Source organism: Olsenella sp. An285 (assembly GCF_002159625.1).
Taxonomy (GTDB): domain Bacteria; phylum Actinomycetota; class Coriobacteriia; order Coriobacteriales; family Atopobiaceae; genus Thermophilibacter; species Thermophilibacter avicola.
This window is the reverse complement of the sequence record NZ_NFIZ01000004.1, coordinates 41,639-55,522: the sequence shown is the minus strand read 5'-3', so window position 1 is coordinate 55,522 and position 13,884 is coordinate 41,639. Positions and strand designations below refer to the sequence as shown.

Below are 13,884 nucleotides of genomic sequence, written 5' to 3'. Positions count from 1 at the left end.
ACATACCCTCCGGGGCCGCGCGCATACCCTCGCGGCTCGACTCGCGGCGGCGATGCGTCCAGCGTGACGAATCCGTCACGTGCGCGTCACGGCCGCGCAGCCACCCTCCCCCATCATAGAATTGACGACAAGAACGAGGAGGCAGCATGGACATCCTGCAGATCGAGCACCTCACCAAGACCTACGGCAGCGGCGACACCGCCGTGCGCGCGCTCGACGACGTGAGCTTCTCCGTCGGGGCGGGCGAGTTCGTGGCGATCATAGGCAGCTCGGGCTCCGGCAAGTCCACGCTGCTCCACATGATGGGCGGCGTGGACCGGCCCACCTCCGGCACCGTGAGGCTCAACGGCGAGGACGTCTTCAAGCGCTCCGACGAGCAGCTCGCGGTCTTCCGCAGGCGCGAGGTGGGGCTGGTGTACCAGTTCTACAACCTCGTGCCCGTCCTCGACGTGGTGGAGAACATGTGCTTGCCCGTCCTCATGGACGGCCGGGCCGTCAACGAGAGGCGCCTCACCAACATGCTCCACGTGCTCGGCCTCGAGGGACGCGAGCACCACCTCCCCAACCAGCTCTCCGGCGGCCAGCAGCAGCGCGTGGCCATAGGCCGGGCCCTCATGAACGCGCCGGCCGTCGTGCTGGCGGACGAACCCACCGGCAACCTCGACTCCAGGAACTCGGCCGAGATCATGTCCCTGCTTCGAAAGTCCAACAGGGAGCTCGGGCAGACGCTCATCGTGATTACGCACGACGAGGACATCGCGCTCACGGCGGACCGCGTGATCGCCCTCGAGGACGGGCGCATCGCCTCCGACACGAGGGTGCGCTAGCCATGGCCGCCAGGCACCTGCGTGATTCAATTGGGGGCAGGCCCCTTTTGAATCACTCCGTGTTCGTGAGGTACACGCTGCGGTCGCTAGCGGCCAACCGCGTGCGCACCGCCGTCACCGTGGTGGGCATCGCGCTGGCGACGGGGCTGCTCGCTGCGGTGCTCGTGAGCGTGACGAGCCTGCGCGCGGCGCTCATAGCCCAGTCGTGCGCCTCCGGCGGCGTCTGGCAGGCCGGCTTCACCTACGAGGACGACGAGACGGTGGACGAGCTGCGCGCCGCAACGGGCGAGCACCTCGACCGGCTCGCTTTGCGCCGCGACCTCGGGGCCGCCGTGCTCAGCGTCGAGAGCGCCGAGGACAACGGCACGCATCTCGGCGTCCTCTCCCTGCCCGAGGAGCAGGCCGGCACCGCGCGCTCTGCCGGCGACGACCAGTACGCTGTCATCCCAGGGCCCACCGTGGCCGAGGGGCGCCTCCCCGAGCGAGCGGGCGAAATCGCGCTGCCCACGTATCTTCAGGGGGCCGAGCTCACCGCCGGCCCCTCCGAGATCGCCGGAGTCGAGGCGGGCGCCGTCTCAGACGGCCCGCTCGAGATGGGCTCCACGGTCACGCTCGCGCTCGGGCAGCGCCATGACGGAACGGACCCGACGCACCGTTGGCACTCCGGCGCCTCGCTGATGGACGGCGAGACGCTCTCCGACGTGGGCGAGCCGCGCGCCTACACCGTGGTCGGCTTCGTCGAGACGGGCTACGAGACGGGCAGCGCCGCCTTCGTCTGCTACGACGAGCCCGCCGCGACCGCCTCCGGAGAGGTCGCCGGCACCGCGTACTTCTCGACCGTCGGCTATGAGAGCGCGGGCCAAATTGGCGACGCCATCACCTCCGCCGGCGTCGACTCGTGGAGCTACAACACAACCCTTCTCATCTATCAGAGCCTCGACCGAGGCCGCGCCATCATCGACTCGCTCGCGCAGATCGCGGCGGTGCTCGCCGTCGTAATCATGGTGGCCGCCGTCTCGCTCATATCGGGAGCCTTCACCATCTCCATCTCCGAGCGCACGCGCCAGTTCGGCCTGCTCTCGTCGCTCGGGGCGTCGCGCCGCCAGCTGAGAAGGACCGTCCTCGTGGAGGCCGGTGTCCTCGGGCTCGTGGGCATCCCGCTGGGGCTCGCGCTCGGCGTGGGCGGGGCCGCCGTCGCCTTTGCCGTCACGGCCGACGGCTGGACGGCGATGCTGCGGGAGACGACCTCGGTGAGCCTGGTCGTGGCGCCCGCCGACCTCGCGCTCGCCGTCGGGCTCTCGGCGGTCACGCTGCTCGCGAGCGCGTTCGCGCCCGCCCTGCGCGCGAGTCGGGTCTCTGCCGTCGACGCGATCCGCTCCTCGGCCGACATCCGCCCGAGCCGCCGCCTGCGCCGCGTCTTCGCGCGACGCCGCACCGCCCTGGACGACCTCTCCGCCGACCGTCGCCGGCCCCGCGGCCTCGCAGCGCGCCTCGGCGGCATGCCGGCGTTTCTCGCCCGGCGAACGCTCGCGGTCTCGGCCGGCAAGCAGCGGGTCTCCGTGATCGCCCTCGCCGTCTCCGTGGCACTGCTCGTGACCGCCGGACTCGTGAGCGACTACCTCCACGGCGCCACGGGCTATATCGACACGGGCACCGCCGACCTCAGGGTGAGCCTCTTCGCCGAGACGGACGACGACTACCTCCCCGTCGGCAACCTCGTGGCGCAGACCAACGCGCTCGCCGGGCGCACCGAGCAGATCGCGGGCGTGTCGGCGGCGAGCGTCACCTCACAGGGCTCCGCGGCGTTTCACCTCGACGCCGCCGGCGTGGACGGGGATGCCCTCGAGACCTTCATGCAGGAGAGCCCCTACGGCGCATACTACCTTGACGCCTCAGGCTACGGATCCGCGCATCTCGTTCTGCTCGACGACGCCACGTGGCGCGCGCTCACGGAGTCGCTCGGACTCTCGGATGCCGAGAAGGACCCTGCCGAGCTCTCCTGCGTCGTCCTCAACGCCGCCAGCGTCACCAACGACGAGACCTATGGCACGGTGCGTCCCTTCACGGGAGCGGCTGACACGATCGAGCTGCTTGCCGACCCCGAGAACATGTCCGCTGACCAGTGGCTCGGGCCCGCAGACGACGGCACCTTCGGCCTCGTCACCACCGACGACGACACGATGGAGACCGTCTTGGCCGCGCCGGCGGACGAGCTGGGGATGGCCGCCGTCGCTCAGGTGCCCGTGGCCGCATATGCGGAGGGGCTCGGCGATGCCTCGTCCTTCTCGGCAGACGACCTGGGCGCCAACGCCCCCAACGTCATCATGCCCGCGCGCGCCGTGGCGGCGAGCGGCGCCAACGAGACCGTGCGCCAGGGGATGTCCTCGAGCACGGTCTATGCGACGCTTGCGCCGGGGGCCGACGACGCCGAGACGCTCGACGCGCTGGAAGAGGCGCTGGAGGACGTCGCGGATTACGGCTCCCTGGGGGCCTACAACCTCGCGGAGCTGGCCCGCCAGAGCCGCGCGATGGAGCTCACCGTCAACGTGTTCCTCTACTGCTTCGTGGCCATCACGCTGGCGATCTCCGTCGCCAACGTCTTCAACACCATCGCCTCCGGGCTCATGCTGCGCACGCGTGAGTTCGCGGCGCTGCAGTCCGCGGGCATGGGGCGACGCAGCTTCCGGCGCATGATCGTGGCCGAGTGCTCCGACGTGGCCGTCAAGGGGCTCGTTGGCGGCGTGGCCCTGGCGACGCTGATCAACTACGCCCTCTTCCAGGCGATGAGCGGCTCGATCTCCACGCTCGTGCTCGAGATGCCGTGGGGCCACGTGGCGCTGGCGTTTGCCGTGGTGGTGGCCGTGCTCGCCCTGAGCGCCGGCTACGCGCTGCGCAGGACGCACGCCCTCAACCTCGTGGACGCCCTCAGATCGGACGTGATGTGATGGGTGTCCCAAAGAGGGACAGGACACTTTTGGGATACGGGACAGGCGTTCCCAAAAGTCCCGGCGGCCCCGCTCCCCGTGTCCCAAAAGTGTCCTGTCCCTCTTTGGGACACTCCGTGTTCGTGAGGTACACGCTGAGGTCGCTGGCTGCCAACCGTGTACGCACCGCCGTCACGGTGGTGGGCATCGCGCTGGCAACGGGCCTCCTCATGGCCGTGCTCGCCAGCGTGACGAGCCTCCAGGAGGGGCTCGCCAACCAGAGCCGCGAGACGGGCGGCGTCTGGCAGGTTGAGCTCTGGGAGACCGACGACGCCGAGCTCGAGCGGCTGCGTGAGGTCGCGGGCGCGAGACTCGACCGGCTGGCCACCCGGCGCGACCTCGGCGCCGCGCCCTTCTCGGCAGATGACGCCAAGGCGTGCGGCACCTACCTCTCCGTCCTGACGCTGCCGCAGGAGCAGGGCGGGACCGCGCGCGCCCGGGGCGACCTTGCCTACGAGGTGATTCCGAGCCCCGCCCTCGACTCCGGCCGCCTGCCCGAGAGGGACGGCGAGATCGCGCTCACCTCCAACCTGCGCGGCGTCGAGCTCTCTCCCGGTGCCTCGGAGCTCCCCGGGGTCGATGCCGGGGTGGCGGCAGAGGGCCCGCTCGCCGTGGGCTCCGAGGTCACGCTCGTCCTCGGCCGGCGCGTCGCGCGTTACGAGGACGGGGCGGCCCAGGAGGTCGGTGCCGAGAACAGCGTCATGTACCAGAGCGTCATCGTGGGCACCGACCCGTACGGCTCGCCCAACGTCGAGCAGGGCCAGATCGCCGAGACGCTCGAGGGCGCCTCCGAGCCGCGCACCTACACCGTGGTCGGCTTCGTCGACCCCGACTGGGAGATCCCGGGCCACACCGCCTACGTGTGCACCGACGCCACCGGGGGCGCGACCATCCCCCGCGAGACCGCGTACTTCTCGACCTCCTGCGCAAGCTACGAGGAGCTCGAGGGGCTCGTCGAGACGCTGCGCCCCGCGGACGACGACCGTCCGACCGCCCTCAACACGGGCCTGCTGACCTACGAGGGCCTCACCCCGGACCGCCTCATCTTCGACACGCTGGGCATCTTCGCAGCCACGCTCGCCACCGTCGTGGTGGCGGCCGCGGTGAGCCTCATCACCAACGCCTTCACGATCTCGGTCTCCGAGCGCACGCGGCAGTTTGGCCTGCTCTCCTCGCTCGGCGCGTCGCGCCGCCAGCTCAGGCACGCCGTGCTCGTGGAGGCAGCCGTCGTGGGCGCCGCGGGCATCCCGCTCGGCGTTTTGCTCGGCCTGGCGGGCGCGGCAGCCGCCTTCGCCGTCACCGGGACGGGCTGGGCCCGCATGGTCGGCACGGCCTCCGCGGTGACGCTCTCCGTGCGCCCGTGGTGCGTGGGCCTCACGGTCCTTCTCGCCGTGCTCGCGCTGCTGGTGAGCGCCATGGTGCCGGCCGTGCGTGCGGGGCGGGTCTCAGCCGTGGACGCCATCCGCCAGGCTGCCGACGTGCGTCCGAACCGCCGCCTGCGCCGCGCCCTCAGACGTCGCCACAGCGCCCTGGACGACCTCTCCCCCGATCGTCACCGCCCGCGCGGCCTCGCGGCGCGACTCGGCGGCATGCCGGCGTTTCTCGCCCGCCGCACCCTCTTGGTCTCGGCGGGCAAGGCCCGCGTGGCGGTGCTCTCCCTCGCCGTCTCCGTGACGCTTCTGGTGACCGCGGGCGTGGTGAACGACATGCTCTCCGGCGCCGTGGGCGTGGCCTACGGCGAGGGCGCGTTCGCATACGACCTCGAGCTCACGGTCGCCGACGAGAGCGGACCAGACGCCGCGGGCGAGAAGGACGCGCGCTCGGCGGCCCTCGACACCGCAGACGGCATGCTCGGGCGCATCGCCGCGATCGAGGGGGTCTCGACAGCGGCCTACGACGTGCAGGCCCAGGCCACGGTGCGCCTCTCCGAGGCTCTTGTCCCCGTCACGCCCGAGGGCGTCGTCCCGGGGTCGAGCGGCGGCGTCAACGCCTCTGCGGACGGCACCGCCTCCGCGAGCATCTATCTCGTGGACGACACAAGCTGGCGCGCGCTCGCGGACGCCGGCGTCGTAGCCGCGGAGAACGCCGACCCGGCACGCCTCTCCGCCCTGCTCGTGAGCACCGTGAGCGCGACCGACGGCATGCGCTACGGAGAGCGCGAGCTCCTGGCGCCCGGCACGAGCGGCGCGGTCGAGCTCCTCGCGCTGGACGCGCGCGAGGGCTACGGCGACCCCCTCATCGCCTGGGGCGACGGCGAGCCGGCCGCCTACTACGTGCCGGAGGGCGCTTCGGACCTCTCCGGGCAGGTCGAGGTTCCCGTTGGGGAGGCGACGCACGTCGCCGCGAGCCTGCCGGTCACGGTAACCTCACCCGACGACCTCGGCGAGCACGTCTCCGTGAGCGCGGCGCAGCTCAAGGGCGACTTCCCCGCCCTCGTCATGCCGGCGCGCGCCGTGCGCGAGTCCCCCGGCGCGCTCGAGGCGCTTCTCGACGGCTCGCGCACGCCGTGGGCGTGCCACCACGTTCGCCTTGCGGCAGGCGCGGACGACGCCGAGGTCCTGCGCCAGATGCAGGACGCAGCCTCGGGCCTGCCCGGCGTCGAGAGCCTCGGCACCAGCAACCTCATCGCCCAGCAGCGCGACGCCCGCGCAATGTCCTTCACCGTCCAGGTGTTCCTCGTCTGCTTTGCCGCGATCCTCGCGCTCATTGCCGTGGCCAACGTCTTCAACACCATCGCCTCGGGCATGATGCTGCGCACGCGCGAGTTCGCCGCGCTGCGATCCGCCGGAATGGGAGAGCGGGCGTTCCGGCGCATGATCCTCGCGGAGTGCGCCGACTACGCGCTGCGCGGGCTCGCGTTGGGGACGGCGCTCGCGCTCGTCGTGGAGCTTGCCCTGTGGCGGGCGATGTCCCTCTCGGTGAGCGGCCTTGCGTTCGTGGTGCCCTGGAGCCACCTGGCACTTGCGTTTGCGGTGGTGGTGGCGGTGCTCGCCGCGAGTGTGGCCTACGCGCTGCGCAAGACGCACGCCCTCGACCTCGTGGAGGCCCTCCGCAGCGAGGTGCTTTGAGCCTGACAGTTGGCCCCGGGGTTGACAGTTGGCCCGGGGCCAACTGTCAACCCCGGGGCCAACTGTCAGGCTGTCAGGCTCGTCAAAAAAGAGCTATTGCCACAAATCGCGTCCCAAACGGTCGTGATTTTGTCAAAAGCTCTTTCTCGCGGAACGGCCGGGGCACGGGCAGATACAATGCCACGTCGGTATCGCCCCCGACGACCAAGAAGGACCCACATGAGCGCATCGCACGCCCTGCCGCAGGCAGTGATCTTTGACATGGACGGCACCCTCGTGGACACCGAGCGCGTGAGCCAGACCGCGTGGCGCCGAGCCGCGGCTGACCTGGGACTCGACGTGCCCGACCGCATCTGGGACGCATACGTGGGGTGCAGCCTGCCCAACGCCCGCGCAATCATGAACGAGCACCTCGGGGATCCCGCGCTCACGGAGCGGCTCTTCGCGCACCAGGTGGAGCTCTTCTACGCCATTCGCGAGGAGAGCCTCGAGCCCTGCGCGGGCGCCCTCGAGGCGCTGCGGGCACTCACCGAAGCCGGAATCACCGTGGCGCTCGCCACCTCGACGATCCGCGAGCACGCCCTGCCCCTGATGGACCGGTTTGGGATGTCCCCGTTCTTCTCGTCCATGACCTTCGGCGACCAGATCGAGCACGCCAAGCCGGCGCCGGACATCTATCTCGAGGCGGCGCGCCGCATGGCCCTCGATCCCCGCTCGTGCGCCGCCGTGGAGGACTCCGTCAACGGCGCGCTCGCGGCGTGCGCGGCCGGCATGGCCACCTACCTCATTCCCGAGTGGGCGACGCCCACGTCCGACCTCACCGAACGCTGCGCCGCCGTGCTGGGGAGCCTCCGCGAGCTGCCCGCCGCGATCCTGGGCTGACACCCGAGCCGACGGTCCTTCTCGCCCCGCGCCACGTCGGGAGCGCAGGGGCAGGTGCGAAAGGACGACACTTCCGCGTCGCGTTCCGTCGCTCTTTTGCACCCCATTGAATCAGGTGCGAGAAGTCGACAAATCCAGCCGCAAAAGCGTCGTCCTCCCGCACCCCAACCCGTCCGGTGCGAAAGGACGACAGACCGGCCCGAAAAAGCGTCGCGCCGCCGCACCTCAACCAATCGGGTGCGGCGGCGCGACGGTCTTTCCCGTGAAGCCGTGCGTCACTTCTCCGTCGGAGGAATCGGCGGCACCGGCGGGACCTTGGCGCCCTCCCCCGCCGCACCGGCGGCCACCATCTGCTCGAACATGCTCGCCGTGCTGGTGAAGTCGCTCGGCAGCACCACGGTGGAGCTCTTGCCGGTCTTGGCGAAGTCGGACATCATCTCCGTCCACTGCGTGAACATGAAGAGCTGGTTGGCCTCGGCGGCAGAGACGCCCGTCTCCTGGATGGTGGCCAGGGACTCGGAGATTCCGGAGGCGATGGCCTTACGCTGGTTGGCGATGCCCTCGCCGGCCTTCTCCATGGCCTCGGCCTCGGCCACGGCCTCGGTCACGCGACGGATGCGGTCCGCCTCGGCCAGGTCCTGCGCCGCGGCCTTGGTGCGCTGGGCGGCGTTGATCTGGTTCATCGAGTCCTCGACCTCGGCCGGCAGCGCGATCTTGGTGATGAGCGTGGAGACGAGCGTGAAGCCGTAAGCCGCCATCTGCTCGGACACGGTGGCGTTGACGTCCTTGGCGATGTCGTCCTTCTTGGCAAAGACCTCGTCGAGCGTGTAGACGGGAATCGAGGAGCGCAGGGCGTCCGTGATGAAGTCGCGCATCTGCGCCACGGGCTGCTGGAGCATGTAGTAGCTCTTGTAGACGCCGGACTGCTGCGGGGTCTCGCCGCGCTCGTAGCTCACGTGGTACTGGGCGGAGATCTCGAGGCCGATGGTGACGTTGTCCTCGGTCTTGACATCGATGTTGAAGCCGTTCTTCATCGTGCGCAGGGAGACCGTGGCGGCCTTGCGGTCCACGAACGGAATCTTCACGTGGAAGCCCGCGCCCACGATCTTGTAGAACTTTCCCAGCCGCTCGATGATCACGGCGTGCTGCTGCTTGACCACGAAGAACAGGTTGCCGGTCACGAGGCCGACAACGAGAAAGACCACGAGGACGAGAAGAACGAGACCGATGAGCTGAGGCATTGGCACTCCCTAGAACGCCCGTTAGGTCCTCACAGCATACCCAACGCGGCCGGGTTTCAATATACTGATACCAACATTTTCGCCGTACGGAGGGGGCAGCCGTGGCCGCGTTCCGCTTCTCTCGCTCAGACGAGTCCCAGGTGGACCCCTTCAACGCCGGCGAGCCCGAGATGCCCGGCGGCGAGCCCGACTTCCTCGCCGAGGACGATGAGCCGGAGGTCGAGTACGCCGCGCACGGCGAGCCCGGCGGCACGCCCCACAAGCCCGAGGACAACTACCAGGCGCCCGTCGCCCGCGGGCACGACTACGACGCGCCGTCCATAGACGAGCCCCGCAGGACAGCGCGCAGAAGGCGGGGAGCCCCACGGCGTAGGGCGGATGCCACGGGCGAGGTGCAGCAGAGGACCGAGAAGGACCGGCGCCTCGTCACCAAGGTCGTCATAGCGCTCGTTCTTATCGTCAGCTTTGGCTCTTCCCTCGTGAGCTGCGCCGCGTCCCTCGTGGGCAGCGCGGTGGAGGGGGCGGGCGAGGCCGTGGAGAGCCTCGGGGACGTCTTCTTCGAGGACGACGGGGACGACTGGGCGAGCGATGACTGGGAGGAGTACGTCCCCGAGCAGGACGCCGACGACGAGGCGGCAGCGACGGCCCTCCAGGCGCGCCTGGACGAGCTCCTCGCCGACCCCGGCTCCGGGAGGCTCCACGACACCGTGACCGCCTACCTCGACGCAAAGATGCTCGACATCGAGGGATACAGCGCCGCAGAGCTCGGCCTCGACGCGGGCGCGCTCGCGACGCTTCTCCTCGAGAACGTGGACGCCAAGGTAAGCTACGCGTACGCCTTCAGCGACGGCACCGCGTCGGGCTGCGCCGACGTCACCTCGCCCGGCGCAAGCGAGCTCTTCTGGGCGCTCGACGACGCCTTCGGCACGTACCTGATCGACAACGACCTCTGGGGCAGGAGCGACGGAACGCCCACGGACGAGCACCGCGCGCACGTCGCGGCCGCAGCCGAGGACGTCCTCGCCGACCTCGGGGAGGGCGCCGAGACCTACATGTACACCTTCGAGCTCGACCTCGTGGACGACACGTGGGTCGTGGACGAGCAGGACCTGTTCGACACCTTCGAGATGGCGCTCGCCCTGTACTGAGCCGAGGGGGCGCTTGCACGAAGGGGGACGTGCCTGAAACGTGCAAGAGCTTGCACGTTTCAGGCACGTCCCGTTTCGTGCAAGCCCCACGGTTTACGTCGCATAACGTGCCAATCTCTTCTCGCACACAAACCCAAAGCAGCGAGAGGAGAACCATGTCCTACGCGTCACTCGCAGAGCGCATCCGCGCCGAGTGGAAGATCTACCTCGTGGCCCTGGTCTTCGCCGTCGTGGCAAGCGCCATCGGCCAGATCTCGATTCCCATAGGCCCCGGAACGCTCATCCTCTTCCCCATCTTCTACTCCCTGATCCTGGGCATCCTCTCCGGCCCCAGCGTGGCCAAGATCTTCAAGACGCCGCAGGTGAAGGCCGCCTCCAAGCTCGTGATCGTGGCCATCTGCCCCTTCATCGCCAAGCTCGGCATCAACGCGGGCGCCTCGCTCGACACCGTCATCTCCGCTGGCCCGGCGCTTTTCGCCCACGCCTTCGGCGACATCCTCACGATCCTCATCGCCGTGCCCGTGGCGCTGGCCCTCGGCCTCAAGCGCGAGACCATCGGCGCCGCGAGCTCCATCAACCGAGAGACCAACCTCGCCGTCACCACGGACGTCTACGGCGCGGAGAGCCCCGAGGCAAAGGGCAGCCTCGCCATCTACGTGGTGGGCGGCATGCTCGGCACCATCTACTTCGGGCTTCTCGCCAGCCTCGTGGCCGCGTTCGGGCTCTTTGACCCGCTCTCGCTTGGCCTTGCCGCCGGCGTGGGTGCCGGCATCATGATGGCGGCCGCCACGGGCGTGCTCGGGGCCATCTACCCCGGCCAGGCAGACCAGATCACGGCGCTCGCCTCCGCGAGCCAGACCATCGCCGGCATCGACGGCGTGTACCTCGCCATGTTCGTGGCGCTTCCGCTCGCGGCCTGGCTCTACAGGACGCTCGAGCCGCGCTTCTCGGCGCTGCGCCACGAGCCCTCCGCGGTGCTCGCCGAGCGCGAGGCCGCGGCAGGCACGGACGGCACGGCCGAGAAGGACGGTGAGTAGCATGCGCAGCACCGAGTGGGCGTTTCTCTTCCTCGTTTCCGCGGTGGGCATCGCGCTCGCCAACCTCGTGGGCTTCCAGGTGGGCATCGTGGAGAGCCTGCCGGGCATCCTCATCCTCGTGGCGCTCTCGCTCGCGGGCATGGCGTGCACCAAGCTCATCCCGCTCAAGCTCCCGATCGTGGCCTATGTCTCCGTCCTGGGCCTTCTGGTCGCCGGGCCCTGGAGCCCCGTGCGCGACTTCGTCATCGCCTCGGTGGGCGTGATCAACCTTACGGCGCCGCTCGCGCTCGTGGGCGCGTTCGCCGGCATCGGCGTGGCGGACCAGCTCGGCTTCTTCGCTCGCCAGGGCTGGAAGATGGTCGTCGTGGGCATCGTCTTCATGACGGGCTCCTTCGTCATCACGGCCATCATCTCGCAGCTTCTCCTCACCCTCACCGGCGCCATCTAGCGCCAAGGGGCAGCGGGATCACCCCCCTCGTCCACATAACATGACAAAGGGACTGTCCCCTTGTCATATTGGAGGCAACCATGCTTGATATTCTGATTTCTGACGCGACCGTCCTTCTCCCCCACGCGGCGGGCGTCGCGCGCCACCAGACCGTCGGCGTCGAGGCGGGCCGCATCGCCCTGCTGCGCGCCGCCGACGCCGAGGCAGACGCCGCGCTCGAGGCCGCCACGCGCATCGACGGGCGCGGCAGGCTCGTCATGCCCGGCCTCGTGGACTGCCACACCCACACGGGCCAGCAGCTCCTCAAGGGCCGCGTCCTCGACGAGCTCCCCATGATCTGGACGCGCATCATGCTGCCCTTCGAGTCCACGCTCACGCCCGAGCTCATGCGCCTCTCCGCCGAGCTCTCCGCGCTCGAGATGATCAAGTCCGGCACCACCTCGCTCGTGGACGCCGGCAGCTACTTCATGGACGAGGCCGCCTCCGTCTACGAGGCTGCGGGTCTTCGCGCCACGCTCTCCGTCTCCACGATGGACCAGCCGGGGCTCCCCGCCTCGATAGCCATGACCTGCGACGAGGCCGTGGCGGCGGCGGACGACCTCTACGAGCGCTGGGACGGCGCCGCGAATGGCCGCATCCGCGTGGCCTACGCCCTGCGCGCGCTCATGAGCTGCTCCGAGGAGCTCATCCGCAAGACCGCCGACCACGCCAACGAGCGCGGCGCCCTCCTTCAGGCCCACATGAACGAGTACGCGACCGAGGTCAACTACACCCTGCAGAACCAGGGCGTGCGCCCCTTCGAGTATCTCGAGCGCCTGGGCGGCGTCCTCTCCGAGCGCTTCCTCGGGGCCCACTGCCTCATGCTCTCGGAGGTCGAGAAGAACATCCTCGTGGAGCGCGGCGTCAAGGTGTGCCACTGCCCGTTCTCCAACTGCGCCAAGGCCACGCCCGAGACGCCGAGCCTGCGCAGCCGCGGCGTCATCGAGGGCCTCGGCACGGACGGCGCGGCCCACGGCGGCCTCTCCCTCTGGGCGGAGATGCGCCTCTTCCGATCCATCATGAACGTCACTCACGGCGTGCCCATCGCCGACCCGGCCGTCATGCCGGCGCGCGCCATCGTCAACATGGCCACCGAGAGCGGCGCCGCCTTCATGGGCACGGAGGGCGCGGGCGCCGTGGAGCTCGGCGCCGTGGCGGACCTCATCACCGTGGACCTGGTGAACCCCGGCATGTATCCCACCGGCAACGTGGTGAACACGCTCGTGGAGTGCGCGGGCGCCGCCGACGTGCGCGACATGATCGTGGACGGCCGCCTCGTCATGCGCGACCGCGAGGTCCTCACGCTTGACGAGGCCGCCATCATGGAGCGCGCCGCGGGCTACCAGGCGCACCTCGACGACATGGCCGAAGCCGCGGCGCGCTCCGCCGAGAAGAGCGGGGCGGTCGCGTAGTGGGCGCCGACACGCTCGCCCTCGTCGCCCTCGCGAACGCCCTCGTGGGAGCCTGTGTGGGGCTCACCGGCATCGCGGGCTTCCTGCTCCCGATGTTCTACGCCGGCTTTCTCGGCCTCGCGCCCGTCGAGGGGCTCGCCCTCTCCTTCGCCGCGTTCGTCGTCTCCGGCACGCTCGGCTGCCCCGCCTACCGCCGCACCGGGGACCTCCCGCTGCGTGCGAGCGCGGGGCTGCTCGCCGGCAGCTTCCTCGGGGCGCTCGCCGGCACGCAGGTGGGGGTCGTGCTGCCCGCTGAGGTACTGACCGTCGTCCTCTACCTCGTGGTCCTGGGCTCCGGGGCCTCCGTTCTTCTCCGCATGCGCGGCAGCGAGAAGGACGGTGCGTCCCGCGCCCCCATGCCCGGTGCCGGCCGCCTCTTTGCCGTCGGCCTGATCACCGCCGTCGTGTGCGCCGCCTCTGGCGCGGGAGGCCCCGTGCTCGTGGTGCCCGTGCTCATGCTCATGGGCGTGGGGCCGCGCATGGCGGTGGGGATGTCGCTCCTGGACTCGGTGGCCATCGCGGTCCCCGCGGCGGCGGGCTACCTCCTGGGCGGCGGCGTAGGCACCGAGGTGTGGGCGCTCCTGCCCGTGGCGCTGCTCGCGCACGGGGCGGGGGTCCTCCTGGGAAGCTTCAACGCGCACCGGATCAACGCGCCTCTGCTCAAGGGCATCGTTGCCGTAGGGTCGATAGCCGTGGCGCTCATCAAGCTGGCCCAGCTCGCCCTCTCGTAGCGCCTGCACGAAGGGGGACGTGCCTGAA

The 13,884-nt window shown here is 70.1% G+C and carries 10 protein-coding genes; 9 read left to right on the top strand and 1 reads right to left on the bottom strand.

Translation table 11 applies throughout. From position 1 onward, the window contains the following. The first annotated feature begins 146 nt into the window (after nucleotides 1–146). The 4 genes from B5F79_RS03840 to B5F79_RS03825 all read left to right on the top strand — a co-directional run bounded on the left by B5F79_RS03840 (nucleotide 147) and on the right by B5F79_RS03825 (nucleotide 7,761). Nucleotides 147–827, top strand: coding sequence for an ABC transporter ATP-binding protein (locus B5F79_RS03840; protein ID WP_087217682.1), 681 nt, complete (start codon nucleotides 147–149; stop codon nucleotides 825–827). Nucleotides 828–874: 47 nt separating this feature from the next. Then, nucleotides 875–3,772, top strand: a complete 2,898-nt coding sequence (locus B5F79_RS03835; RefSeq protein WP_158094834.1) for an ABC transporter permease — start codon at nucleotides 875–877, stop codon at nucleotides 3,770–3,772. Between the two features lie 116 nt (nucleotides 3,773–3,888). Continuing rightward, the gene (locus tag B5F79_RS03830; RefSeq protein WP_143786236.1) at nucleotides 3,889–6,879 is read left to right on the top strand and encodes an ABC transporter permease; all 2,991 of its coding nucleotides are present in this window, start codon (nucleotides 3,889–3,891) and stop codon (nucleotides 6,877–6,879) included. A gap of 219 nt (nucleotides 6,880–7,098) precedes the next feature. Next, complete coding sequence (locus tag B5F79_RS03825; RefSeq protein WP_087217674.1) at nucleotides 7,099–7,761, top strand: HAD family hydrolase; 663 nt, start codon at nucleotides 7,099–7,101, stop codon at nucleotides 7,759–7,761. 275 nt (nucleotides 7,762–8,036) lie between these two features. Here the strand turns inward: B5F79_RS03825 and B5F79_RS03820 are convergent, their stop codons facing one another. Beyond that, on the bottom strand, nucleotides 8,037–9,002 hold the full coding sequence (locus B5F79_RS03820; RefSeq protein WP_087217672.1) for an SPFH domain-containing protein: 966 nt from the start codon (nucleotides 9,000–9,002) through the stop codon (nucleotides 8,037–8,039). 101 nt (nucleotides 9,003–9,103) lie between these two features. On the opposite strand from B5F79_RS03820, the gene B5F79_RS03815 reads away from it, so the two are divergent. The 5 genes from B5F79_RS03815 (at nucleotide 9,104) to B5F79_RS03795 (ending at nucleotide 13,856) form a co-directional block, all read left to right on the top strand. Further along, complete coding sequence (locus B5F79_RS03815; protein ID WP_087217670.1) at nucleotides 9,104–10,150, top strand: hypothetical protein; 1,047 nt, start codon at nucleotides 9,104–9,106, stop codon at nucleotides 10,148–10,150. 155 nt (nucleotides 10,151–10,305) lie between these two features. Further along, a complete protein-coding gene (locus B5F79_RS03810; RefSeq protein ID WP_087217668.1) occupies nucleotides 10,306–11,187 on the top strand; it encodes a DUF3100 domain-containing protein in 882 nt (293 codons plus the stop codon). A gap of 1 nt (nucleotide 11,188) precedes the next feature. Further along, nucleotides 11,189–11,635 (top strand): hypothetical protein, encoded by a 447-nt coding sequence (locus tag B5F79_RS03805; protein ID WP_087217666.1) that lies wholly within the window; start codon nucleotides 11,189–11,191, stop codon nucleotides 11,633–11,635. An 80-nt stretch (nucleotides 11,636–11,715) separates the two neighbouring features. Further along, nucleotides 11,716–13,086, top strand: coding sequence for an amidohydrolase family protein (locus B5F79_RS03800; protein ID WP_087217664.1), 1,371 nt, complete (start codon nucleotides 11,716–11,718; stop codon nucleotides 13,084–13,086). Beyond that, a complete protein-coding gene (locus B5F79_RS03795) occupies nucleotides 13,086–13,856 on the top strand; it encodes a sulfite exporter TauE/SafE family protein (RefSeq protein ID WP_087217662.1) in 771 nt (256 codons plus the stop codon). The genes B5F79_RS03800 and B5F79_RS03795 overlap by 1 nt, the downstream gene beginning before the upstream one ends. Nucleotides 13,857–13,884 lie beyond the last annotated feature (28 nt).